Annotated in this window: 23 protein-coding genes and 1 pseudogene; 11 read left to right on the top strand and 13 right to left on the bottom strand. The window is 55.3% G+C overall.

What is annotated here, in order from left to right:
* Window positions 1–12 precede the first annotated feature (12 nt).
* Window positions 13–1,032, top strand: coding sequence for an anthranilate 1,2-dioxygenase electron transfer component AntC (gene antC, locus RHM68_RS03380; protein ID WP_322220533.1), 1,020 nt, complete (start codon window positions 13–15; stop codon window positions 1,030–1,032).
* Between the two features lie 43 nt (window positions 1,033–1,075).
* Complete coding sequence (locus RHM68_RS03375; protein WP_322220532.1) at window positions 1,076–2,479, top strand: amino acid permease; 1,404 nt, start codon at window positions 1,076–1,078, stop codon at window positions 2,477–2,479.
* A gap of 65 nt (window positions 2,480–2,544) precedes the next feature.
* Here the strand turns inward: RHM68_RS03375 and kynA are convergent, their stop codons facing one another.
* Window positions 2,545–3,399 carry a tryptophan 2,3-dioxygenase gene (kynA, locus tag RHM68_RS03370; protein ID WP_322220531.1) on the bottom strand — a complete coding sequence of 285 codons (855 nt, stop codon included), beginning with the start codon at window positions 3,397–3,399 and terminating at the stop codon, window positions 2,545–2,547.
* On the bottom strand, window positions 3,396–4,061 hold the full coding sequence (gene kynB, locus RHM68_RS03365) for an arylformamidase (protein ID WP_322220530.1): 666 nt from the start codon (window positions 4,059–4,061) through the stop codon (window positions 3,396–3,398). Before kynB ends, kynA begins: the two co-directional genes overlap by 4 nt.
* A 300-nt stretch (window positions 4,062–4,361) precedes the next feature.
* Between kynB and RHM68_RS03360 the strand changes: the two genes are divergently transcribed.
* Window positions 4,362–4,706 (top strand): cupin domain-containing protein, encoded by a 345-nt coding sequence (locus tag RHM68_RS03360; RefSeq protein ID WP_236429503.1) that lies wholly within the window; start codon window positions 4,362–4,364, stop codon window positions 4,704–4,706.
* Between the two features lie 97 nt (window positions 4,707–4,803).
* On the opposite strand, the gene mmsB is transcribed toward RHM68_RS03360, so the two are convergent.
* Both mmsB and RHM68_RS03350 read right to left on the bottom strand, forming a co-directional pair.
* Window positions 4,804–5,691: a 3-hydroxyisobutyrate dehydrogenase gene (gene mmsB / locus RHM68_RS03355; protein ID WP_322220529.1), complete on the bottom strand. Its 888-nt coding sequence runs from the start codon at window positions 5,689–5,691 to the stop codon at window positions 4,804–4,806.
* A 10-nt stretch (window positions 5,692–5,701) separates the two neighbouring features.
* Window positions 5,702–7,228 (bottom strand): CoA-acylating methylmalonate-semialdehyde dehydrogenase, encoded by a 1,527-nt coding sequence (locus RHM68_RS03350; RefSeq protein ID WP_322220528.1) that lies wholly within the window; start codon window positions 7,226–7,228, stop codon window positions 5,702–5,704.
* A 161-nt stretch (window positions 7,229–7,389) separates the two neighbouring features.
* Between RHM68_RS03350 and RHM68_RS03345 the strand changes: the two genes are divergently transcribed.
* Both RHM68_RS03345 and RHM68_RS03340 read left to right on the top strand, forming a co-directional pair.
* The gene (locus tag RHM68_RS03345; protein WP_322220527.1) at window positions 7,390–8,337 is read left to right on the top strand and encodes a LysR family transcriptional regulator; all 948 of its coding nucleotides are present in this window, start codon (window positions 7,390–7,392) and stop codon (window positions 8,335–8,337) included.
* A gap of 306 nt (window positions 8,338–8,643) precedes the next feature.
* Entirely contained in the window at window positions 8,644–9,759 is a 1,116-nt protein-coding gene (locus RHM68_RS03340) for a hypothetical protein (protein WP_322220526.1), read from the top strand.
* Between the two features lie 29 nt (window positions 9,760–9,788).
* Here the strand turns inward: RHM68_RS03340 and RHM68_RS26615 are convergent, their stop codons facing one another.
* The gene (locus tag RHM68_RS26615) at window positions 9,789–9,962 is read right to left on the bottom strand and encodes a gp19.5 family protein (protein WP_369124953.1); all 174 of its coding nucleotides are present in this window, start codon (window positions 9,960–9,962) and stop codon (window positions 9,789–9,791) included.
* 466 nt (window positions 9,963–10,428) lie between these two features.
* Here RHM68_RS26615 and RHM68_RS03335 point away from each other — a divergent pair, with 466 nt between their 5' ends.
* The 3 genes from RHM68_RS03335 to RHM68_RS03325 all read left to right on the top strand — a co-directional run bounded on the left by RHM68_RS03335 (window position 10,429) and on the right by RHM68_RS03325 (window position 13,803).
* Window positions 10,429–11,592, top strand: coding sequence for a polymorphic toxin type 44 domain-containing protein (locus tag RHM68_RS03335; RefSeq protein WP_322220525.1), 1,164 nt, complete (start codon window positions 10,429–10,431; stop codon window positions 11,590–11,592).
* The gene (locus tag RHM68_RS03330) at window positions 11,573–11,983 is read left to right on the top strand and encodes a hypothetical protein (protein WP_322220524.1); all 411 of its coding nucleotides are present in this window, start codon (window positions 11,573–11,575) and stop codon (window positions 11,981–11,983) included. Before RHM68_RS03335 ends, RHM68_RS03330 begins: the two co-directional genes overlap by 20 nt.
* A gap of 230 nt (window positions 11,984–12,213) precedes the next feature.
* Complete coding sequence (locus RHM68_RS03325) at window positions 12,214–13,803, top strand: LA2681 family HEPN domain-containing protein (RefSeq protein WP_322220523.1); 1,590 nt, start codon at window positions 12,214–12,216, stop codon at window positions 13,801–13,803.
* Window positions 13,804–14,032: 229 nt separating this feature from the next.
* Here the strand turns inward: RHM68_RS03325 and RHM68_RS03320 are convergent, their stop codons facing one another.
* The 4 genes from RHM68_RS03320 to RHM68_RS03305 all read right to left on the bottom strand — a co-directional run bounded on the left by RHM68_RS03320 (window position 14,033) and on the right by RHM68_RS03305 (window position 16,535).
* On the bottom strand, window positions 14,033–14,191 hold the full coding sequence (locus tag RHM68_RS03320; protein WP_322220522.1) for a hypothetical protein: 159 nt from the start codon (window positions 14,189–14,191) through the stop codon (window positions 14,033–14,035).
* Between the two features lie 513 nt (window positions 14,192–14,704).
* On the bottom strand, window positions 14,705–15,082 hold the full coding sequence (locus RHM68_RS03315; protein ID WP_322220521.1) for a hypothetical protein: 378 nt from the start codon (window positions 15,080–15,082) through the stop codon (window positions 14,705–14,707).
* 541 nt (window positions 15,083–15,623) lie between these two features.
* Entirely contained in the window at window positions 15,624–15,911 is a 288-nt protein-coding gene (locus tag RHM68_RS03310) for a hypothetical protein (protein ID WP_322220520.1), read from the bottom strand.
* A 30-nt stretch (window positions 15,912–15,941) separates the two neighbouring features.
* Window positions 15,942–16,535, bottom strand: a complete 594-nt coding sequence (locus RHM68_RS03305; RefSeq protein WP_322220519.1) for a tyrosine-type recombinase/integrase — start codon at window positions 16,533–16,535, stop codon at window positions 15,942–15,944.
* Between the two features lie 70 nt (window positions 16,536–16,605).
* Here RHM68_RS03305 and RHM68_RS03300 point away from each other — a divergent pair.
* A protein-coding gene (locus tag RHM68_RS03300) for an IS3 family transposase (RefSeq protein WP_322220404.1) occupies window positions 16,606–17,822 on the top strand; the annotation gives its coding sequence in 2 pieces (ribosomal slippage) (window positions 16,606–16,951 and window positions 16,951–17,822; 1,218 coding nt in all).
* Here the strand turns inward: RHM68_RS03300 and RHM68_RS03295 are convergent.
* A complete protein-coding gene (locus tag RHM68_RS03295) occupies window positions 17,814–18,794 on the bottom strand; it encodes a hypothetical protein (protein WP_322220518.1) in 981 nt (326 codons plus the stop codon). The genes RHM68_RS03300 and RHM68_RS03295 overlap by 9 nt on opposite strands.
* A gap of 44 nt (window positions 18,795–18,838) precedes the next feature.
* Here RHM68_RS03295 and RHM68_RS03290 point away from each other — a divergent pair.
* Both RHM68_RS03290 and RHM68_RS03285 read left to right on the top strand, forming a co-directional pair.
* Window positions 18,839–18,976 (top strand): annotated as a pseudogene (locus RHM68_RS03290) (LysR family transcriptional regulator); the annotation flags it as partial.
* 39 nt (window positions 18,977–19,015) lie between these two features.
* Complete coding sequence (locus RHM68_RS03285; protein ID WP_322223664.1) at window positions 19,016–19,231, top strand: bacteriocin immunity protein; 216 nt, start codon at window positions 19,016–19,018, stop codon at window positions 19,229–19,231.
* Window positions 19,232–19,309: 78 nt separating this feature from the next.
* On the opposite strand, the gene RHM68_RS03280 is transcribed toward RHM68_RS03285, so the two are convergent.
* Genes RHM68_RS03280 through RHM68_RS03270 form a run of 3 tightly spaced genes read right to left on the bottom strand, consistent with a single transcriptional unit; the run spans window position 19,310 to window position 21,659 of the window.
* On the bottom strand, window positions 19,310–19,762 hold the full coding sequence (locus RHM68_RS03280; protein WP_322223662.1) for an OmpA family protein: 453 nt from the start codon (window positions 19,760–19,762) through the stop codon (window positions 19,310–19,312).
* Between the two features lie 56 nt (window positions 19,763–19,818).
* Window positions 19,819–21,087 carry a diguanylate cyclase domain-containing protein gene (locus RHM68_RS03275; protein ID WP_322220517.1) on the bottom strand — a complete coding sequence of 423 codons (1,269 nt, stop codon included), beginning with the start codon at window positions 21,085–21,087 and terminating at the stop codon, window positions 19,819–19,821.
* Complete coding sequence (locus tag RHM68_RS03270; protein WP_322220516.1) at window positions 21,084–21,659, bottom strand: YfiR family protein; 576 nt, start codon at window positions 21,657–21,659, stop codon at window positions 21,084–21,086. Before RHM68_RS03270 ends, RHM68_RS03275 begins: the two co-directional genes overlap by 4 nt.
* Between the last annotated feature and the right edge of the window lie 3 nt (window positions 21,660–21,662).

The following is a 21,662-nucleotide window of genomic DNA, read 5'->3' as shown; positions in this document are numbered from 1 at the left end:
GGAGACCGGGGCATGAGTCACAAGGTCGCGTTCAGTTTTGCCGACGGTAAAACGCTATTTTTTCCCGTACAACCCAACGAAATACTGCTCGACGCCGCCCTGCGCAACGGCATCAACATTCCCCTGGACTGCCGCGAAGGCGTCTGCGGAACCTGCCAGGGCCGTTGCGAATCAGGCGAGTACAGCCAGGACTATGTGGATGAAGAAGCGCTTTCGAGCCAAGACCTGCTGCAACGCAAAATGCTCACCTGCCAGACACGTGTGACGTCTGACGCCGCGTTTTATTTTGATTTCGCCTCCAGCCTGTGCAACGCCCCAGGCCCTGCACAACTGAAGGGTAACGTGACGAGCGTGAGCCAGGTTTCGGCCAGCACCGCGATTCTTCACCTGGACCTGGGCCCGAAAGGCCCTCTGGACTTTCTGCCGGGACAATACGCCAGGTTGCGGATACCCGGCACGCAGAGCACGCGCGCCTACTCGTTTGCCAACCGACCGAGCGACCACAATCAGTTGCAGTTCCTGATTCGACTGCTGCCGGACGGAGTGATGAGCAACTACATACGCGACCGCTGCCAAGTCGGCGACGCCATTGAACTGGAAGCACCGCTGGGCGCGTTCTATCTTCGTCACGTCGTCAAACCCTTGGTTTTGGTGGCCGGCGGCACAGGGCTTTCCGCCTTTCTCGGCATGCTCGACGAGCTGGCCCAGCGTGGATGCCAGCAACCGGTGCATTTGTATTACGGCGTGCGAGACCCGGCAGACCTGTGCGAGCGAGCACGCATTGAGGCGTATGCCGAACGTATTCCAGGGTTGTGCTACACCGAGGTGGTCAGTAACCCGACGGCGCAATGGACGGGAAAGCGCGGCTACATTGCCGAGCATTTCGATACCGCAGCACTGCGCGATGCGCCCGTCGATATGTACGTCTGCGGGCCGCCGCCAATGGTCGAGTCGATCAAAAACTGGTTGCAAATCCACGCCATGGAAAGCGTTTGCCTGTATTACGAAAAATTTACCGAGAGTAATATCTGAGCCTTAAAACCATGCCTGACAACAACCACCAGAAGGGAACGAGATGGCGGACGAAATCTTGCAACAGGGCACGCTCAAGCGGGGGTTGAAGAATCGTCATATTCAGTTGATTGCCCTGGGCGGGGCGATTGGTACAGGACTGTTCCTGGGCTCGGCCGGTGTGCTCAAGTCAGCCGGACCGTCGATGATTCTGGGCTATGCAATCGCGGGGTTCATCGCCTTTCTGATCATGCGCCAGTTGGGCGAAATGATCGTCGAGGAGCCGGTAGCCGGCTCTTTCAGTCACTTCGCTCACAAATACTGGGGCGGCTACGCAGGCTTTTTGTCCGGCTGGAATTACTGGGTACTGTATGTCCTGGTGGGCATGGCGGAGCTGACGGCCGTCGGCAAGTACATCCAGTTCTGGTGGCCGCAGGTTCCCACCTGGGTCAGCGCCGCGGTGTTCTTCGTGCTGGTCAACCTGATCAATACGATGAACGTCAAAGTCTTCGGCGAGATGGAGTTCTGGTTCGCGATCATCAAGGTCGTGGCAATCATCGGCATGATCGCCCTCGGTTGCTACATGCTGTTCAGCGGTTCCGGCGGCCCGCAAGCCTCGATCAGCAACCTGTGGAGTCACGGCGGTTTCTTTCCCAACGGCACGACCGGATTGCTGATGTCGATGGCGTTCATCATGTTCTCCTTCGGCGGGCTGGAACTGGTGGGCATCACCGCCGCTGAGGCCAGCGAACCGAGGAAGGTGATTCCCAAGGCGATCAACCAAGTGGTTTATCGCGTATTGATCTTCTACGTCGGCGCCCTCACGGTCCTGCTGTCGCTGTACCCGTGGGACCAACTGCTGCAAACCCTGGGGGCGTCCGGCGATGCCTACAGCGGTAGCCCGTTCGTGCAGATTTTCTCCCTGATCGGCAGCAATACCGCGGCGCAGATCCTCAATTTCGTGGTGCTCACCGCCGCGCTCTCGGTCTATAACAGCGGTGTCTACTGCAACAGCCGCATGCTTTATGGCTTGGCGGAACAGGGCGACGCCCCCAAGGCGCTGATGAAGCTGAACAAACAGGGCGTACCATTGCGAGCCCTGGGGGTTTCGGCGTTGGTCACCCTGTTATCGGTGCTGGTCAACTACCTCGCCCCGCATGAAGCGCTCGAGTTGCTGTTCGCACTGGTGGTCGCGTCGCTGATGATTAATTGGACGCTGATCAGCCTGACCCACATGAAGTTTCGCAAAACCATGGACCAGCAAGGCATTGTGCCGAGCTTCAAATCGTTCTGGTTTCCCTTCAGCAACTACCTGTGCCTGGCGTTCATGGCCATGATCATCTGCGTCATGCTGATGATTCCCGGAATACGCGCCTCGGTCTTCGCCATGCCGATTTGGGTGCTGATCATTTACGCGTTCTACCGGGTGCGCGTGTCGAGGGACCGGGCGGTGCAAGTGGCCCAGTAGCCTCAACGCTTAATAAAAAGCGCCGGCATTCACTGAATGCCGGCGCTTTGTTTATCCGGGCCGGATCAAAGCGTCGAGCGCACTCGCCATAATTCCGGAAACAGCACGGTGTCGAGCATCTTGCGCAGATAACCGACCCCTTCAGTCCCGCCGGTGCCCGGTTGAAAACCAATGATCCGCTCAACCGTGGTGACGTGCCGGAAGCGCCATTGACGAAAAGAGTCCTCAAGGTCGATGAGTTTTTCGGCCAACTGATACAAGTCCCAATACCGTGACGGGTCGGTATAGACCACGCGCCAAGCCGCTTCGACCGAGGCGTCATGCACTGTCGGCTGGCTCGGGTCACGCGCCAGGCGCTGCGGGTCAACCTTCAGGCCGGCATCGACCATCAAACGGATCGCCTCGTCATACAGCGACGGCGTGACGATTGCCTTCTCCAGCGCCTGCAACAGCTCCGGACGGTGAGCATGGGGCCGTAACAGGGTCGCGCTTTTATTGCCCAGAATGAACTCGATTTCACGGTACTGAAATGACTGGAAGCCCGATGACTGCCCCAGAAATGGCCGTATCAAGTGGTACTCGGTCGGGGTCATCGTGGCCAGTACGGTCCAGGCGTGTACCAACTGATCAAAAATCCGCGAGACCCGCGCCAGCATTTTGAAGGCGGGCGGCAACTCGCCCAGCCGCACGTGTTCACGGGCGGCCTTGAGTTCATGCAACATCAGCTTCATCCACAGCTCTGACGTCTGGTGCTGGATGATAAACAGCATTTCGTTATGGTCGGGCGACAAGGGATGTTGCGCGCTGAGAATACGCCCCAGGTCCAGGTAGTCGCCGTAGCTCATGGCGTCGGAAAAATTCAGCTCGGCGTTATGCCAGTCGTCTGGCGAATGGTCAGGTGAATAGGGACATTGGCTCATTGCGCTGGCCCCTTGCGTTGCGATGCATTGAGTGGCCGCAGTATCGCCCGAACTGGACTCGCGTCGAGATTGGCAAAGCGCAGCGGCAGCGCGATCAATTCATAGTCCCCTTCCGGCACCTCATCCAGCACGATACCTTCGAGGATCGCCATGCCATGTCGGGCCACCGCCTGATGCGCATCCATGGTCTTGGATTGCTGCGGGTCCAACGACGGCGTGTCGATACCGATCAAGCGCACACCGCAACTGGCCAGCAGGTCGACGGTTTCTTTGGCGACCGCGGTGAAATGATCATCCCAGGTGGTCAGCGGGGCCTGTCGATAGGTCCGCAGCAAGACGCGCTCGGGCACGTTATCCAAACGCCCGACAAGTTGCTCGGGCTGCACCCGCGCACCGCTGTCCAAACAATGCAGTACCCGGCACGGCCCGAGGTAGACATCCAGCGACACATCGCCAATGGCCACGCCATCGGCGCTGTAGTGCAACGGCGCATCGACATGGGCGCCCGTGTGAGGCGACAGGGTGATGCGTCCGACATTCACCGGACACTCAGGCCCGAAGGTCCAGACGCGCGCTTCCTGAAACGGCGTATCACCCGGCCAGGTCGGTGTGGCGGCACTCAAGGGCGGGCTGATGTCCCACCACGGTATTGTTTTTTTCATTGCAAAACTCTCGGCCTGTTCCGACCTGAATCATACGAGCGGAACCTGTGAATATTCTTGCGAATAGCGGTGCAAACGCCCTGCTGTTTCGCACGAACTGCGAGAAATCCGGCGTTTACCGGAAGGAAATATCATGCAGAAAAAATCACTGACTCAACAATCGCTGTGATCCGCCCGGCGTTGCTTAGACCGATGGCAGTCGCTGCGTTTCTGGATAGCTCAGTGTCGAGTACAGACAACTGGCACCTGACCAAGCGCTATAGGGTGCGACTTCAGTTCTCCCTCACGCCCGGAGTCATCATGTCCGCACCGATTACCGTTCTTCGCGACACTCACCCACTGCCGGTGCTTGACGCCTGCAAATGGGAAAAGCTCGAAGGCGACCCGCACACCGTCAACCTCAATGCCTACACCAGCGAAGACGGCAGCAAGATCATGGGCACCTGGATCTGCACGCCCGGCAAATGGCGCGTGGAATATGTGAAGTGGGAGTACTGCCATTTCCAGGAAGGCTACTGCGTTATTACCCCAGACGGCATGGCACCGATTCATCTGCGCGCCGGTGATATTTTCGTGGTCGAGCCAGGGATGAAAGGAACGTGGGAAGTGGTTGAAACCGTGCGCAAATATTTTGTGTTTGCCTGATGCAAAAAACCGAGAGATCACCCGACGTGATCTCTCGGAAAATATTTAACTGAACGTTACCGGCGGCAAACGTCCCAACGGCGCCAGGAACAGCGCCCTACTGGGGTTTGCGATAGCTGTTGATGATCGCCGAAAAGTCCTTGCCACCGTCCCCGCGCTGACTCATCGCCTGATAAAGCTGCTGGGCCACCGCGCCGAGCACCACCGGCTGATGCGCTTGACGTGCCGCTTCAGTCGCCAGCCCCAGATCCTTGAGCATCAGTTCGGCACCGAAGCCGCCGGTATAACCGCGCGAGGCCGGCGCTGTTTCAACAATACCGGGCCAAGGGTTGTACATCTCCGAACTCCAGCATCGACCGGTGGAACTGTTGATGATCCCGGCCAGGACGCCGGTGTCGATCCCCAGCGCATCGCCCAGCGCCATGGCCTCGCTGACACCGACCATGGAGATCGCCAGCAGCAGGTTGTTGCAGATCTTGGCGATTTGTCCGGTGCCGACTTCACCGCAATGGACGATGTTGCGGCCCATCTGTGCCAGCACCGGTTGCAGGGTCGCAAACAGTTCCGGGGTGGCGCCCACCATGAACGTCAGCGTTCCTGCGGTGGCGCCGCCAGTACCACCGGAGACGGGTGCATCGGCCATGCCCACGCCGTGTTCAGCAGCCGCGGCGGCTACGTCGCGAGCGGTTTGTGGATCAATGGTGCTGCAATCTACTGCGGGCACACCGTTGCCGATACCGGCCAAGACACCGTCCTCACCCAGCCAGACGCTGCGGACATGCACTGCGGCTGGCAGCATGGTAATCACCAGTTCTGCGCCTTGTGCGGCGTCACGTGCCGAGGCGCAGATGCTGCCGCCCAGTTGCTCCAGCTCGGCAAGAACGGTTTTGTTCAGGTCAACCAGACGCAGCGCATGGCCAGCCTTGATCAGATTGCGCGCCATCGGGGCGCCCATGTTACCGAGACCGATAAAAGCGATTTTCATGTCCGGCTCCTTAGCGCAAGTTGATCGTGGTGTTCACACCGTCGTTGACGCTGTCGTCATCGAACCAGCGGCTGGTGACGGTCTTGGTCTGAGTGTAGAACTGCACCACTTGCTTGCCATACGGGCCGAGGTCGCCGAGCTTGGAGCCGCGCGAACCGGTGAAGCTGAAGAACGGCACAGGCACCGGAATCGGTATGTTGATACCCACCTGGCCGACATCGATTTCGCTCTGGAATTTACGCGCCGCTGCGCCGCTCTGAGTGAACAGGCCGGTGCCGTTGCCGAACGGGTTGGCATTGACCAACGCAATCGCTTGATCAAGGGTGTCGACTTCCAGCACCACCAGCACCGGACCAAAGATTTCCTGGGTGTAGATTTGCATTGAGGTGGTCACACCGGAGAACAGGGTCGGGCCCACGAAGTTGCCCTGCTCGAAGCCTGGAACATTGATATCGCGACCGTCCAGTTCAAGCGTGGCGCCTTCCTCGATGCCGCTTTCGATCAACTGCAGAATCCGCGCTTTGGCTTTTTTCGAAATCACCGGACCGACATCGGTGCCCGCTTCGCTACCCGCGTTCACCTTGAGTTTCTGCGCCAGCGCCTTGAGGTCCGGCAGCCACTGCTTCGCCGCGCCCACCAACACCACCACCGAGGTCGCCATGCAACGCTGACCGGCCGCACCAAAACCAGCGCCGACCAACGCATTGAGCGTTTGTTCGCGATTGGCGTCTGGCAGCACCACGGCGTGGTTCTTGGCGCCCATCATCGATTGCACCCGCTTGCCATGTTTGCCGGCCAGGTCATAAACGTGAGTACCGACCGCGGTCGACCCGACGAAAGACACAGCCTTAATGTCCTTGTGGGTGCAGAGCGCGTCCACCACGTCCTTGCCACCGTGAACCACGTTGAGCACACCGGCGGGAACCCCCGCTTCGATGGCCAGTTCCACCAGCAGCAGAGTCGACAGTGGATCCTGCTCCGACGGCTTGAGGACAAAGGTGTTGCCGCAGGCGATGGCCATCGGGAACATCCACAACGGAATCATCGCCGGAAAGTTGAACGGGGTGATGCCGGCACAGACGCCGATTGGCTGACGCAGGGTATAGGTATCGACGCCGCCAGCGACGTTCTCTGCGAATTCACCCATTTGCAGCGTGCCGATGGAGCACGCATGCTCGACCACTTCCAGGCCACGAAAGATATCGCCTTCAGCGTCGGCAATGGTTTTGCCCTGTTCGTTGCTGAGCACCACGGCAATGCGCTTGGAGTGTTCGCGAATCAACGCCTGGAGCTTGAGCATGATGCGCATCCGCGCACCGATGGGCGTCAGCTTCCAGGTCTGGAAGGCGCGATGGGCGGCGCTGATGGCCGCGTCAACTTCAGCGGTGGTAGCAAACGGAACCCTGGCCAGCACTTGCTGGGTCGCCGGGTTGACGATGTCGTGCCACTCGGTGGTCTGGGACTCGACCCACGCGCCGTCGATCAATAGCTTGGCGGTTTGCACAGTGGTTTCGTTTGGCGTCAGCGATACGTTCATGCGGGTCTCCGGGACGTTGTTTTTATGTAGAGAACTATCTTGGGAGCCAAGGCGAGAAAGTCGCCTTGAAAGGAGGCTGTGTCGCAAATTGGTTGTCGATGTGTTTTTGGAGTATAGATGTGCAAACTTCTAATAAGAACGCACATAAAAGCCGGTCTATCATGCAAAAAAACATCACCTCTTTAGGCTCGTTGAACTGGGATGACCTCAAGTTTTTCCTCGAAGTCGCCCGCACCCGCAAGGCCAGCACTGCCGCCAAACGCCTGGCTGTCGACTACACCACCGTGTCGCGACGCATCAGTTCGCTGGAGACGGCACTGGGTACGCTGTTGTTCGAGAAGTCCCGGACCAGCGGCTTCGTCCTGACGGCCGAGGGCCAGCGCTTACTGGGTTACGCCGAGTCGATAGAAAGCACCCTGCACATGGCCTGTGAGCAGGTTTCGGGGTCCGGCGTGGCCTTGTCCGGGCATGTACGCATGGGCTGCACCGAAGGTTTCGGCAGTTTTTTCATCACCCCGCAACTCAGCCATTTCGTCGACACCTACCCGGCCATCTCGGTAGACATCCTGCCACTGCCGCACTTCATCAGCCTGTCCAAACGCGAGGCGGACATCGTCATTGCCCTGGAACGGCCGGAGCACGGGCCCTACGTGTGCTGCAAACTCTGTGACTACAAGTTGCAGGTGTACGCGACCCAGGAATACCTGGACAAACACCCACCAATCCGCCGTCCCGCAGACTTGGGCAACCATCAATTCATCAGTTATGTCGACGATCTGGCGTTCAGCTCTGAGCTGCTGTACCTGGCAAATGTATTGCCAGGCGCCAGCGCAAACTTACGCAGCACCAGCGTGATCGCACAATTCGTTGCGGCGCAGCAGGGGCGATCGCTGGCCATTCTGCCGTGTTTCCTGGCAGCGCAAGATCCACGGCTGCTGCCGGTATTGGCGCAAGAGATCAACATCACCCGACAGTTCTGGATGTACTGCCGGGAGGATCTGCGCAAGTTGAAGCGGATCACCCTGTTGTGGGATTACATCAGGGAGGTGACCGAGCTAAACCGCCCGTTATTACTGGGCGAAACGCGAGACCTTCGGTTTACTGACTGAGTGACTGCAAGGCGTAAGGGAGACCTATCGTAGCGAGGTTTGGCACGCCACTGCAACGACTTGTGACAGGGGTTATGACAGAACTTGTGACACCTCGCAGCAACCCCCAGCGGTTGCCCGAAAGCCCTCATCCAGAAGCGCGCATGGGCACGCGATAAGGACCCACGCATGCGCCCGATAAGGACCACGCGAGGGCACCCATGGGGGGGATGCGCGAGTGCGCCCGTAGTGAGGTGGTCATTCAGATTTTTCTGCCAGATTCTCAAAAGGCTGCTGATAGGATGGACGTTTGGGAAGGAGACCTGCATGACTCTAAGTGAGAGAGCTAAAGAGGCAAGCTTATGGGCTTGGGTCGCATCGGGGGTACTGCTTATAAGCGCGGGTGGCGGCATCACGTTATTTGCAGTCTATGGACACTATTTTCCTGAACTTAGCGGCGTACGTGATGATTGGAATGTCTTCGGGGCGGTGCTGGGCGGCTTTGGATCGTGCGTTGGGGCGGGGGCCACGCTCGCGACGTTGTTATTCCTTGCGCATCAGAACCGCAAACAGCAAGAGTTCATAGAGCTGCAAACGAAAGCGCAAAACTTTGAGCAGTTCCTCACACATCAAAGGGTATTCGGCGAGCGGATTGAGCAGGTGCGCGCACGCTATGACCACAAAATCAAGTTTCCAGAAGTGGAGACACTTTATCTTGGACTATTCCCCAATAATGGCCCCGCGAACGTTGATCTTGTGGTCAAGCCTGAGCATTCAGAGAGTGATGAGAATCTTTTGGGCAAGCTCAAAGCACAGTTCGAACGATTGGACTCCCTTTTGATGAAGACAGAGTGGTCTGAAGCAGAGGCCTACGGTTTGGCGACTAATCTGAGCGATCTGGTGTCAGATTTAGGATTCGAATGGGTCGGAGAACAAACGGATGGGGACATCGTTAAAGGGCACTTCCATACCGGTATCAATATCTACTCATTGCACGAAGCTCTCCGGCGTATGAAGCAGGTATACGATGTGTACCTTCGCTTCTCCGGTAACCCAGAGTTTGATGGGCTAAACCAAGGAGTAACACGATTCGTGAGCGAAGCGCTCATGAGGTGTAGGCGACTGCGCCGTCATGTGGTCTATAACAAGATACCTGGCTTGAGTACGCTTCAAGATCTACTTTTCGAGGTTGACGCCCTGAGGGATGACTCTTCAAATTGGCTGCTGCCAGAGACATACCGGATGCTTCAAGCAACCTTTGAAAGCCGAGAAGATGTAGCTCGGCTCAATGATGTTAACCACTACGTTTACATTTTGGGGCATGCAACACAAGAAATCCGCTTCACGCTTCCGAAGCTCGGTGAACATGACCCAAGACACGCTCGTCTCGAGGCTTGCCGAGAGTCCTTTTACGCCATATTCGGCGATATAAGACAAACCTAATGGCGTCCGAGCAGACATAGCAAACGCCGTCACTCAGCACAGCCACCAAGTAGAACGCAGACGACATTCCCAAAGGCTCCGCCCAGAGGACCACCCTGACTAACTCCAAAAGCGACAAGGAGTAGACCAAGAAATCGGCAGGTGACACGGTGGGTAGCCAGAGTGCGGATTAGTCCTACAAAGGTTCTCCACCGAGTAGTCATCGCTAAGCCCTCCTGTAGGTGAGGTGGTTATTGGTCAATGATATTCATCACCACAGAGGCATCAGTGAATGGCCTTAAAGAGTAAGGCTGTTTGAGTAACCTTAAGTCTCCTATGCTTATAGTGAGGGGTTTTGGCTTCACCAGTGATTGCGCAGACGAAGACCTAACAGAGATACCTTTAAGTCCCCCTCTGCTTATAGTGGGTGTTTTTAAATGAGTGCTGGAAGTGACCAGATATCCCTGCCCAGTCACATCCGTAGCAGCGTGGATAGTAGACATATTCGCCACCGTGGACCTCCCCCTCGGTTTTCTATTGTGTCTCCGCTCAGAGGGATTCTTCGCAGCTCCCACTGTTCGAGATTGAGACTTTTCCTACAGACCGTCCTCTGCAATTCCGGTAGCCTGCCACGCGCCAGCTCGAAGGCTGGTTATTGTCTATGGACGAAAAACGCAAGGACGATGTTCGATGATTTCTTCTGCTCGACTGGGCGACAAACACGTCTGCCCATTGCCGGGGCACGGCACTACCCCTATTGCTTCTGCGAGTGGTGACGTAAATATCAATTTTATGGGCTCTGCTCGCGTTGGTGATACCTGTGGGTGTGGTGCAGTCATCACTACAGGGTTTCCCTCTATACAGGTGAATGGCCGTCCTATGGCCCACTTAGGGAGTCCTACCAGTCACGGCGGGACAATCATCACGGGCTCAGGCGATGTTGGTGGTGGCTTCGTCATGGGTGACGCTGGTGGTGCAACCATCATCAACTTTATGGCGCTGGGAGCCTTCCGGCCAGACGGTTCCGTGGACGATGAGAAGATGGCGACCTTGTTGGCCGATCCGAATCTCAAGGAGAAAGCCTTGGCGGCGAACGCTTTGGTGGACCCTAACGCAGCCCGTAAGGAGCCTGAGGATAAGCTCGAGGAGAACGATGGGCCTGAAGGTTGTACTCACCCGAATATGATGGCGAAGCTGGCGGACTACATTGCGGACGAGATGAATCGCAATATTCACGACTCCTCGGTCTTAAAGATGAAAGAACTGCTCAGCTATGACGTTGCGGAGGAGACCCGCAAGCAAATGGAGCTACCTTGGTATGCTCAAATTGGTGCGACCAGCCCTCAAGCTATTGGTGCGGCCAATGGCGCGACTGCGATGGCTCTTTGGACTGAACGAGTAGGTCAGAACCGAGTTTGGGACCACAAGCCAAAGATCCATGCGAAGTTTGGTAGGTATCACCATAGGCAAGGCAAGTACGACTACTTCTATGATATTTGGTCGAACATCCACTATGGCTATGTGGGCATGGCTGGCGGACTCACTGAAGGCGTCCTTCTGGATGGCGCTGGGGCCGAGCAAATTGTTTCAGACCAACTTCGACGGTGGGAGGAGCAGATATTTGTCGCAAAAGATGAGCAAAGGCTCCAAGGGCCTCATGCCACAGAAGGCGTAGAAGGCCTGAGAGCCTGGGATGACGTCCCTGATCGACTTTCAATTAGTATCGGCATCAAACTCTTCAACGATTACCCACTTGGGGGCGTCCCGCCACAAGCAATCATGGACGCAGTGCTTGCAGTCGCACCGGAAGGATGGGGAGAGGGGGTCCGTATTCATGTATGCGAGAAATATTAAGGCCCGATATGTTATTGGGTCACTCATTATTTTCCCAGTGCTTTTCTGGTACGTGGCGACCCCTGTCGTGCGTGTCCACTACTCCAAAGAGGGCACAGATGAGCTTCGACTGATTTGGAACACGCAGCATAATATCCATAAGGAAAGGATGCTTCCGGGGCAAGCCACATTTGATACTGGGCATATTTTCCCCAATGAGAAATTCTTTATGATGTTCGATTGGTGGACCGATAAGGGGCTTCGGAGGTGCATCGACATCACGCCAAAATGGGGCAGCGCGTTAGACATCTACCTCAATGAAACAGGTCGCATCGATACCGCTAAAACCTCTCCTAACGTTATTGCCCGCTTGAAGGCGTGTGAGGGTGATGCAGATCCTTTCCGCCCCTAAGGCGACCTGCAAGCGCCACGACAAGTTAACCACCACAGCCACAGAGCAGAAGGCAGACGACAACCTAACGGCGACATCACCGCAAACGGCAATAGCTGAAGTTTTTGCAGCAACACCGGAAGGATGGAACTACGCTTCATGACTTAACTGAGGTGACGTTTCTGAGTTTTTCCGTTCTTGTAGGGCCTTATCTCTTAAAACCCTAACCACGGCTACCGGAGACTAATTACATGGAAGCAAAATCAATAAACGACACACTTATTAACTTAACGAGGCGCGTTGACGCTGGGGAGTTCTCAGAAGCTTTCTCGGGGTCAGTGGACCTACTTAAAGAAATTGAGCTCATATCGAACAAAGAGCTTAGAGACAGGTTCCTATTCAACATCTCTGGGCTATTCATCGATATCGGAGGAATGGCTGGAAACGAACGATCATCAGAAATGGGGCTAAATTTAATTGAAGAAAACAAAAGTGCCTTCATGGCAATATCTGGAGAAGCCGAATACTACTACAATCTAAGCAACGCAAAAACAAATCTTATAAAAGAAAGCAACCCATTCAATCACACCTTCGAGTCAATTGAGCAATTAATAGAAATAAAATCACTACTGTGGAAATCTGTAAAAACTCACAGAAAAAACGGCGAGCCCACACCTCCCCAGACACTGGTCAACCTTGCAAACATATTGAAGCGACAGTTTCGCCTTAGTGAGTCATTGTATTTCTACGACCGAGTAAACCAGCTCAGTTTAGATATCCCGCAGGCTTGGATAAACCGCTCTGAAACACTGAAAATCCTTAATCAGGTTTCAGGGTCTTTTTCGTTACAAATGATGCACGAGATAAAAGCGGGTTATGAGAGAGTCACTTCGTCACGAGAGATTCCTCCGTTATGGCGGGAGCAATATCAACGTTACGTCGAGCATCTTGAAGAGAAGATCGTAGAGACCTGTGCCGAAGCAGACGTTGAAATCTTAGATCGTGAAACAGAAGATCATGAAACTCGCAAAGAATTTGATAGTCTCAGCGATTTCAGAAAAATGGTTCTAATAAAACACCTGTCCCTATCAGAACATGGTCTTTATTGTGCTTGCTCAGGAAGCGCAAGGGATAACCTCACAATTCCTACCGGATCAGGAGTCAATGGGAGCTTCGTCCCTGCAATGGAAATGGTCCTTAACCGACTTAAATCAGAGTTCTCTCTGGCAAGACGGTTCTATTACGAATACCTGCATGAAAAAACTGACGAAGAAAGCATGCATGAGTCTTGCTATTCCGAATTATTTAATGACGAACTACTTGGATTAAACATAGAAAAACTCCGAACGGCATTTAGGCTTTGCTTTGGCATCTTGGATAAAATAGCCGCAGCAATTTGCGACCTTTATGACGTTCCACCATCAAATGGGAGCATCTACTTTCAAGGATTCTGGCAGCTTGACCAAGGGGGACGAAGAGAAATATTCGAAAAAATAAAAACACCGGGACTCCTCGCTCTATATAGCTTAGCTACAGACCTAAATGAACGAAAGGATGGCGAACTGGCCTTCTTCAAACAATGGCGAAATGACTTAGAACACAAGTTCGTCGTAATCCACGAACAGCAAATACCTAACGATCTTTATGGCTCACACAAAATGAACAACAAGGTAATCATGATTAGCGAGATGGAGTTCATAGAACACCTCGAGCAACTACTTCAAATTACAAGATCAGCAATATTCTCTTTTGTATTCTGCGTGAGAGAAAAAGGAAATCAAGAGAGCAATCCAGACGAACTATACATTCAAAATATAATACATAGAAAAGACTATATTTAAACACACGGAAATTTAGGCAGAGTGTACAGCTCTGGAGACAATCCATCGTGCCCCTCATAGTTCGCCAGCGTTATCTACAACAAAAGAAGATATCATTGCTTCACCTTGGAGATTTTGCTTAGAGTATTAGCCTCACAGAATACAAGTACTCAGCCATCGTGTGATTCTCAGTCCCTGCCTTTGCATTAGCGGATTTTCCGCTGTTGCTCAATCGCTTGCCTTCAGCCGTTTAGTTCCCACGTACCGGGGCACGCTTAGCTACATCCTCACGGATGCCCTTCAGGGTCTTCCAAATGTCGGTCAGATCCCACTCCCCGGAGTCGTTAGCCTTGAAGGCTTGACCATCGATGATGATTACGTGGCCCGCGTGTTTATGCTTGATGTCCATTATCGTATTTCCTTTAGTTTGCCGCCTTGTTCGCATCCACGGCCCGACCCTAAGACCCACGATGAGGGCTATCAGGCAGTAGCAAGGAGGCAAACTAAACGAACTTCGGTGGTGACCATGCGACTGGCCATTGAGGTGTCCAGGATGTCCGGTAAAGGTGGGGGTATTGAATCTGACCCGACATGCAGGGCCTCGACGAGGGCCCCAGATCGCAACGATCTCCTTAAAGGGATGGGAATCTGGGTCGGAAGACCAGTCCCCCCCCTACTTAAAGGACTCGTTGAGAGAAAACGAAGTGAGTAGATGAAAAGAACAATATCGTGAGTCCACCGCTGTGGATCGCTGGTGACCATCGGGTGTAGGTGAGGGTTTCTTATACATGCGGCCGTAATTCAATCCGGGCCAAACGTCCGGAGGTCATGGTGCAATTTGGCCAATTCAATAGCTGTCAGCTTCGTCAGTTCGTCAATGTCTTCCCACTCGTGACTCGCGGCCTCATGGGTGTCGTTCATCTCATGGACAGGTGACGAGGGTCTCGCCTTCATCACGTACGGGATAATCATCTCGATGGCCTTTACGTATCTCCTTGCGTGCCGCTCTGCTATCCGAAGAACTTCCCCCAACCGATTCCACTGTCACCCTTTCGAGGCACTCAAGGATGATCGCGATGTTCCGAACAGATAGCGGTGTGGATTTACCACCAGTTCCAATCGGCCGATCATGCCAGTCCAGCCGTGCGACACCTTCAAGAATATCCAAGGCGAAAGCAGGATAACGGCCGTAACGGGTCGTCGAACCAACATAGGAAAAAAGGGGATTAGCGAAGGACTTCGGTGGCCGGCCCCGTTTGTTGGAGGCCGTGATGGGTGATAGATCTAAAACGTTGCTCAATTGTGGCTTCCTCAGGCACCGGGAACACGGGATGTGTCCGCCTCGGTGTAGGTGAGGTTTTTTAAATCACGCCATCAGAACAACGGTGCTGCTTGAAATCTGCAAGGCCACACCCCTGCTGAATTTCCAGAATCGCCACAGCAACGCCTTGAGCGATAGGGTCGGTGGATTCCTCAGCGTTGTACTTGCCGGTCTTGCGGATGGTCGGGAGGACTTCCTCTGTGACCTACTTGCAGAAGGTTCGGACTGAGGGGCATGGCCCCGCAAGAGCAAGTCATAGCACCGGGCCTCATTAAACAACCATGAGTTGGATTTGATCTTGTGCCCGGTCCTGCATAAATCATGTAGGGACGCAATGTCCTGAACCCGAAGCTTTACGCCTGTCCCCCGGTGGCCGTGGTTGTGTGATGGATTGGCTCGGATTCTTCAAGCCAGCCGCTCAGGCCACTTGGGTCGCAACGAACAACAAGTCGTGTTCCGAGTGGCCTGCGAGGACATCGAGTTCAGCAGTAGCGCTGCTACCTGATGCCCATGAAGTTAATTAACTGAAGTCGTGACGAACCTTAAAAGTGATGGTTCGAGGTGTCTCTTTAGGTGAATGATCCCTCAGGACAGCGCATTCACCAATTCGATATTTGATTTTCGTAATGTCTTTCCACTCTTGATATTGCGCGCTGTTAATCTTGAATGTACCGAGTTTGAAGATTTTGCCATCACTACCAACGTGCAGCTTCGCAGCGAGCGATAGATGATAGCTGGTGACCTGCACCTTGATCCGTTTACCGCTTTCCAAGTCGAGCTCGAGCGTCAGATTCTGTGTGTTGTCCATTTGGCAGGTTCTCAATTTTGGTGAGTGAGTTTAGTTAGTAAGCACAGAGTGGATTCGGCGGCCGTCAAGGCGCCCACCAAGCAATCCGCAAAGCATATCTGCGATCACATCAACGGGAACCCCTGAGCCGTACGTGTCGAACGTAATGGTTCCTGAAGCGTGCCCCATCACGGCCTGAGCGTGAGTGGTAGAAACCCCTTTGGCCTGCATCAAGGAAGCCAGCGAGTGCCTTAGGGAGTGGAACGTCAGACCCTTTGAATAGTCGTCTCCCAGTGATGCAGGGATCGCCTGTTGGTTCGCCCACTCTCCTGCTGTTTTGTAGCCAATCTGAGCCAGTGCATCTGACCCACTGGTCTTGCAGGTCTCGACATACCGCAAGAAGGCTGCAAGGTCGAACCCATAGGCACCATCAGTCAAAGGCACCAGCCTCTCACTGCGCTTGTTCTTAATTGATTTGCCTTCACCAACCTCGTTGATGTGAATGACGGTGATACCTGATTCAAGGGTCTGGACATCGCCGATGCTCAACTGTGAGATCTCGTTAAGTCGCCCACCAGTGATGACCCCAAGGCTCAACAACCAGCGCTTCCAAGAGGTCTCAGGGAGGTTATTAGCGTAGTCCATTGGACGAGCCCCCTGAAAGACAGGACACCGTTTCCCCCTTAACATAAGGGATAGGCAAACGACTGTGTATATGACTAATAGAAACGATAAGGGTGGGGAGCTTTTGGGTCAGGAGCGGCGTCGCCGCTGGAGCCCGGAGCAAAAACTGGCCATGGTTCGCGAGAGCCTGCAACCGGGGCAAAGCGTCTCGGTGGTGGCTCGACAGAATGGCGTGAATGCCAACCAGTTGTTTCAGTGGCGCAAGCTCTATCAGAGCGGCAGTCTCTCGGCTGTCAGTACTGGGGAGAGCGTGGTGCCCGCTTCCGAGCTGGCCGATGCGCTCAAGCAGATCCGCGAGCTACAGCGCATGCTTGGCAAGAAAACCATGCAGGTCGAGATCCTTCAGGAAGCTGTGGAGATTGCTCGGTCGCGAAAATGGATTGCGCACTCACCCTTGTTGCCGGGGGACGACCAGTGAAGCTGATCAGTGAAAGTCTCGGTGTAGCGCGCTCGCAATTGACGGTTCGACTCAACCCAAATGCTCAGGTCGAGCGGCGTCGCCCTGCGCTGGACGATGCCGCACTGGTCGAAGAAATTCAGGCTGAAGTGAGTGAACTGCCCAGCTACGGGTACCGCCGTGTGTGGGGGTTGCTGCGTCGTCGGCGTGAAAAGCAGAGTCAGGCGCCGATCAACGTCAAGCGGGTTTATCGCGTCATGCGCGATCATCAGTTGCTGCTGGAGCGACGGATTAAACAACCGGGTGTGGCACGCCGTCACGAAGGCCGAATTGCCGTGGCCACCAGCGATACCCGGTGGTGCTCGGACGGGTTTGAGTTTCGCTGTGATGATAACGCCAAGCTGAGCGTGACCTTTGCCCTGGACTGCTGCGACCGCGAAGCCATCGGTTGGGTGGCCAGCCCGACCGGGTACAGCGGCGACGATATCCGTGATCTGATGCTGGAGGCGGTGGAAAAACGCTTCGGTGAAGAGGCGCCTGCCACCCCGGTGCAATGGCTGAGCGACAATGGCTCGGCCTACATCGCTGAACAGACACGCCAGTTTGCCCGACAGATCGGTTTGCAACCGGTGACCACACCGGTGCGTAGCCCGCAGAGCAACGGCATGGCCGAGAGCTTCGTCAAAACGATGAAACGCGACTACGTCGCGCACATGCCCAAACCTGACCGGGAAACAGCCTTGCGTAACCTGACGATTGCCTTTGAGCATTACAACGAGGAGCATCCGCACAGCGCGCTGAAATACCGTTCACCACGGGAGTTTAGGCGTTTGGCAGCGGCATCAATTTAACGGGGTGCAGGTGTCCGGTTTGATAGGGGCCAGTCCATCCATCAGCTTGGTGACTTGAGCCTGAGAGAACGCCTTGCGGGTCGATTCGAGGCCCTTGGTGAGCTTCAGCCGCTTGTCATAGGTTTTCGTCAGATGACCATTCTCAACAGCCCAAGCGAATACAGCAGACAACTTAACGATCAACTTGTTGACGGTAGAGGGCATCCGGCCTACGGACAGTCGATCACGCAGAGCCACAAGGTCAGCCCTTGAGTGGTTCCTCAGGTCAAGGTCACCTAAGTGCGTGGAGAGCGTTCCATGACACAACTTGGTTTCCTTCAAGGTCGAAGGCTTCTGTTCCTGCCCACGATCCGCCAGATAGAGACCTGAAAGAACCTCAAAGGTCATTGCGGGACGCTTTACAGATAAGGACAGAGACACGTCACTCACGTGCTTCAAAGTGGGATCGGTACGGCTCTCAAGATCTCGTATGATATTCACGAGCGGCACAGAGTCACCCTGTAAGCGCACCTGTGCAGCGCTCATGACTTGCCTCGCTTTGGCTACGTGTTCGTGCTGATTCACACTTAGAGGCATCGTGGCGGCGATCTCGGTGAGGTTCATTGCTACGTCTTCGTACAGGTCTCCCCACATTCTCAGTGAATACACGTCATGTGCCGACGACAGTAATCCCTCAGCGATCCAGATGAGATTTTCCCGCAGTTGATGCCAAGTAGCATCGGGATTATCCAGATGAAATGCTCTGATGGTTTCTGAGAGGTGTCGTGAAGCGTCCATAGCGGCCTTTCTATCGGTTGTCTTGAGGGAAACGGAGACGGTGCGGGTGAGGCTGCCTGTTTCTCGAAGGCGGAGATAGTAAATGCCGTTACGTCTGTAGTGGTAGGGCTTAGCGAGGCGGGTTTTCGGCCTCTGAGGTATAGCAATACTTGTTACAGCACTTGTGACAGGGATAGTGCGTTGATCGGTAGGCATGACAAAAGGGTCCCGTAACCATTGGTTGGAACCCTTACGCCTTGCAGTTCTGGATGTACTGCCGGGAGGACCTGCGCAAACTCAAGCGCATCACGCTGTTGTGGGATTACATCCGCGAGGTGACTGAGCGGAACGCCCCGTTATTGTTAGGCGAAACACAGGTCATGCTGTTCGCAGACTGAGCGTCTATAAGGGGTAGGGACCTCGTCGTGACGGGATCAATGGACGCTCGGCAGCGCTTGGTACAGAACCCGGAGGCCCGTGCAGATATTTTATTGATGCACTTCAATAAAATCATCGGACACCCCAGCGAAGCGGACTTGAGTTACCACCCAGAGCCAGGGGCTGACACATCTGCTGAGGGCCTCATCAGGACCGCTAAAGAGTGGCGGGAGACCAACGGCTTAGCGGGGTTTAAACCTCGTTTCCGAGTGTAGCGTTATCGACTATCGCTGCCGCCAAGCAGGACGCAAACGACACCCACAGGGCCTTCCGCTCTGGAGAGCGTTAGCCGATTAGTCGGCGATCACCACAATCGAGACACGACGGTTTTCCGTGCGACCTGTCGCGGTGGTGTTCGACGCGACGGGCTCTTTGCTGCCAAGACCGCGCAACTGGATGTTTTGCTCTTTCATGCCGACGTGGGTGAGTACCGTACTGACGCTTTTCGCGCGGCGCAGGGACAGTTGTTCGTTGTAGGTCTCTTTGCCAGAGGCATCGGTGTGACCATCGACCCGGACGCGCTCTATCCCGACACCCAGCAATGCCTTGCCAATACGCTCGACGATTTCGGTGCTCTGCGGGTTTAGGCTTTCGACATCACTGCCAAACAGTACTTTGCCGGACAAGCCAAAGGACCAGCCCTCATCGGTCAATTCAAAGCCTTGTTGTTTGAGCACGGCAATCTGCGCCGGGTTCAAGCCTTTTTGTGGGGCTGTCTGGCAGCCGGCCAGTGCCAGCAGCGTCATCAACAGAGTGATGGTGAAAAATCGCAGAGAAACTCGGGTCTTTAAGAACACAGCAATCAGCTCCTGGTTTGATTATCGATGACAGGGGGCTCCGCCCCTGCCGTTTGCTGCGCGCCTCGGGCAAGGCGCTTTGCTTGGTACATCGCAGCGTCGGCGGCGTTGAGCAAGGCACCCGGAGTAGCGCCATGATCGGGGTAAACGGCGATTCCAATGCTGAGTGAAGTCAACACTGAGGTGTTGCCGGGCAACGTGATCGGGACTTCCATACTCGCAATGATTTTGTCCGCAATCCGCTCGGCGTCTTCGGTCTCGTGCAGCGGCGATAGCAGGACAGCAAACTCATCACCGCCCAGACGCGCCACCAGATCCCCCTCGCGCAACTGCGCTCGAACCCGCGTGGCCACTGACACCAAAACCGCATCGCCAGCAGCGTGACCAAAGTTGTCGTTGATTCCTTTAAAGCGGTCGCTGTCGAGAAACAACACCGCCACCCGCTCGTGGAGCTTGTTGGCATTGCGCAGGGCGCGAATCAAGCGTCCTTCAAAAAATGCACGGTTGGGCAACCCGGTAAGGCTGTCGTGACTGGCCTGGTGAGCCAGGGTTTCGTTCTCGGTTTGCAGATGGGTTTGCCAGGACTCGAGTTCATCGAGCAAGGCATTGAAGTCGTTACCCAAGTTGTTGAGCTCTGCAATGTCAGCTGGCGGTACGCGCCGATCAAAGGCGCGTTCGCTGCGAGCCGCGTGGGCCACGGCGGCCAAGCTGCGGAGCGGGCCCGTGATGCCGCGCAACTGTCGACGCGCCAGATAGAGCGCGACCCAGGCGCTGATGGCGGTGCATAAAACAATCCCCGCCAGACCACTGAGCAAAAAGCGCAGCAGGCTGCCGCCGTGACCGGTGAGCTGGATGCTGCCAATTTCCTGACCTTGATGAAGGATCGGCACGCTGATGGGCTTCTCCAGAAAAGCCTTGGCGATCTGCATTTCAAGATCGGATAACAACCCCGTTTCCGGTCTCTGCCAATGCGCCAGCAAGGTCCCGTGCTCATCGAGCACTTGGGCGTCGGCAACCTCTTCGGTGGAAGCAATCAATGCCAACACTTCGGTGGCAGCAGCCTTGTCATTGAACACCACTGCCGCTTCGACGGTGTAGTTGATCGAGCGCGCAATCAGGTGCAGGTTATGGTCGGCATAAACCCGTAGGGCCAAAACGCCCAGCAAGGTCAGTGACACACTGGCCATGGCCACAGCCATCAGTGCAACGATCAAGTGTCCACGACCGATGACCGACCGCAAGGTTGGACGATGAGTTGGCTTGGACAGGCTCATGGTGTCGCCGGCTTGCGGCGTGACAGTTGGAGCACGCTGGGGTGTATGCGCACGCCGCTGCGGGCCACGGAGTCCAGGTTGACCTCAAAGGACACCTGGTCATCGCTGACCCGTAAACAGAACAGACTGCCAACGGTGCATTGGTCTACGCCCTCGCTGATGCTCAATACCGGATGGCCGACCAGCGACGCGAACAATCGACTGCGCTCATCAGGGGTCAACTTACCGATGTAGAGGGCATCGCACTCACTGACCACCGCCGGATTATCCGCCAACAACCGCTGCACGGTGACGGGCCGGCCGGTGGCCTGCGTGGTGCCTTTGACCAGGTCGTCGGTGTACTCCGTCGGGCCGACAACACAGAGTCTCAACTGCGCGGGTTCTACAGGCCAGCGGGCGTAGCTGAGGATTCCGAGTACCACCTGCGTTACGGATTTGGCCCGTTGGTCGGCCATGCTCAGCGGCGTTGCTGGCTGAGCAGACACCACACCTGTCATCAAACAGAAAAAGCCGACAAGCACTAATCGCTTGCCGACAACAACGCGTTCTGTCGACCTGGCAACGACCTTCATGCG

The sequence above is a fragment of the Pseudomonas sp. DC1.2 genome, assembly GCF_034351645.1.
Classification (GTDB): domain Bacteria; phylum Pseudomonadota; class Gammaproteobacteria; order Pseudomonadales; family Pseudomonadaceae; genus Aquipseudomonas.
This window is presented reverse-complemented; position numbering and strand designations above follow the sequence as displayed.

Coding starts and splice junctions, on each gene's coding strand:
- antC (WP_322220533.1), top strand. CDS start 13: ATGAGTCACAAGGTCGCGTTCAGTTTTGCCGACGGTAAAACGCTATTT.
- RHM68_RS03375 (WP_322220532.1), top strand. CDS start 1,076: ATGGCGGACGAAATCTTGCAACAGGGCACGCTCAAGCGGGGGTTGAAG.
- kynA (WP_322220531.1), bottom strand. CDS start 3,399: ATGAGCCAATGTCCCTATTCACCTGACCATTCGCCAGACGACTGGCAT.
- kynB (WP_322220530.1), bottom strand. CDS start 4,061: ATGAAAAAAACAATACCGTGGTGGGACATCAGCCCGCCCTTGAGTGCC.
- RHM68_RS03360 (WP_236429503.1), top strand. CDS start 4,362: ATGTCCGCACCGATTACCGTTCTTCGCGACACTCACCCACTGCCGGTG.
- mmsB (WP_322220529.1), bottom strand. CDS start 5,691: ATGAAAATCGCTTTTATCGGTCTCGGTAACATGGGCGCCCCGATGGCG.
- RHM68_RS03350 (WP_322220528.1), bottom strand. CDS start 7,228: ATGAACGTATCGCTGACGCCAAACGAAACCACTGTGCAAACCGCCAAG.
- RHM68_RS03345 (WP_322220527.1), top strand. CDS start 7,390: ATGCAAAAAAACATCACCTCTTTAGGCTCGTTGAACTGGGATGACCTC.
- RHM68_RS03340 (WP_322220526.1), top strand. CDS start 8,644: ATGACTCTAAGTGAGAGAGCTAAAGAGGCAAGCTTATGGGCTTGGGTC.
- RHM68_RS26615 (WP_369124953.1), bottom strand. CDS start 9,962: ATGACTACTCGGTGGAGAACCTTTGTAGGACTAATCCGCACTCTGGCT.
- RHM68_RS03335 (WP_322220525.1), top strand. CDS start 10,429: ATGATTTCTTCTGCTCGACTGGGCGACAAACACGTCTGCCCATTGCCG.
- RHM68_RS03330 (WP_322220524.1), top strand. CDS start 11,573: ATGTATGCGAGAAATATTAAGGCCCGATATGTTATTGGGTCACTCATT.
- RHM68_RS03325 (WP_322220523.1), top strand. CDS start 12,214: ATGGAAGCAAAATCAATAAACGACACACTTATTAACTTAACGAGGCGC.
- RHM68_RS03320 (WP_322220522.1), bottom strand. CDS start 14,191: ATGGACATCAAGCATAAACACGCGGGCCACGTAATCATCATCGATGGT.
- RHM68_RS03310 (WP_322220520.1), bottom strand. CDS start 15,911: ATGGACAACACACAGAATCTGACGCTCGAGCTCGACTTGGAAAGCGGT.
- RHM68_RS03305 (WP_322220519.1), bottom strand. CDS start 16,535: ATGGACTACGCTAATAACCTCCCTGAGACCTCTTGGAAGCGCTGGTTG.
- RHM68_RS03295 (WP_322220518.1), bottom strand. CDS start 18,794: ATGCCTACCGATCAACGCACTATCCCTGTCACAAGTGCTGTAACAAGT.
- RHM68_RS03285 (WP_322223664.1), top strand. CDS start 19,016: ATGGACGCTCGGCAGCGCTTGGTACAGAACCCGGAGGCCCGTGCAGAT.
- RHM68_RS03280 (WP_322223662.1), bottom strand. CDS start 19,762: ATGACGCTGCTGGCACTGGCCGGCTGCCAGACAGCCCCACAAAAAGGC.
- RHM68_RS03275 (WP_322220517.1), bottom strand. CDS start 21,087: ATGAGCCTGTCCAAGCCAACTCATCGTCCAACCTTGCGGTCGGTCATC.
- RHM68_RS03270 (WP_322220516.1), bottom strand. CDS start 21,659: ATGAAGGTCGTTGCCAGGTCGACAGAACGCGTTGTTGTCGGCAAGCGA.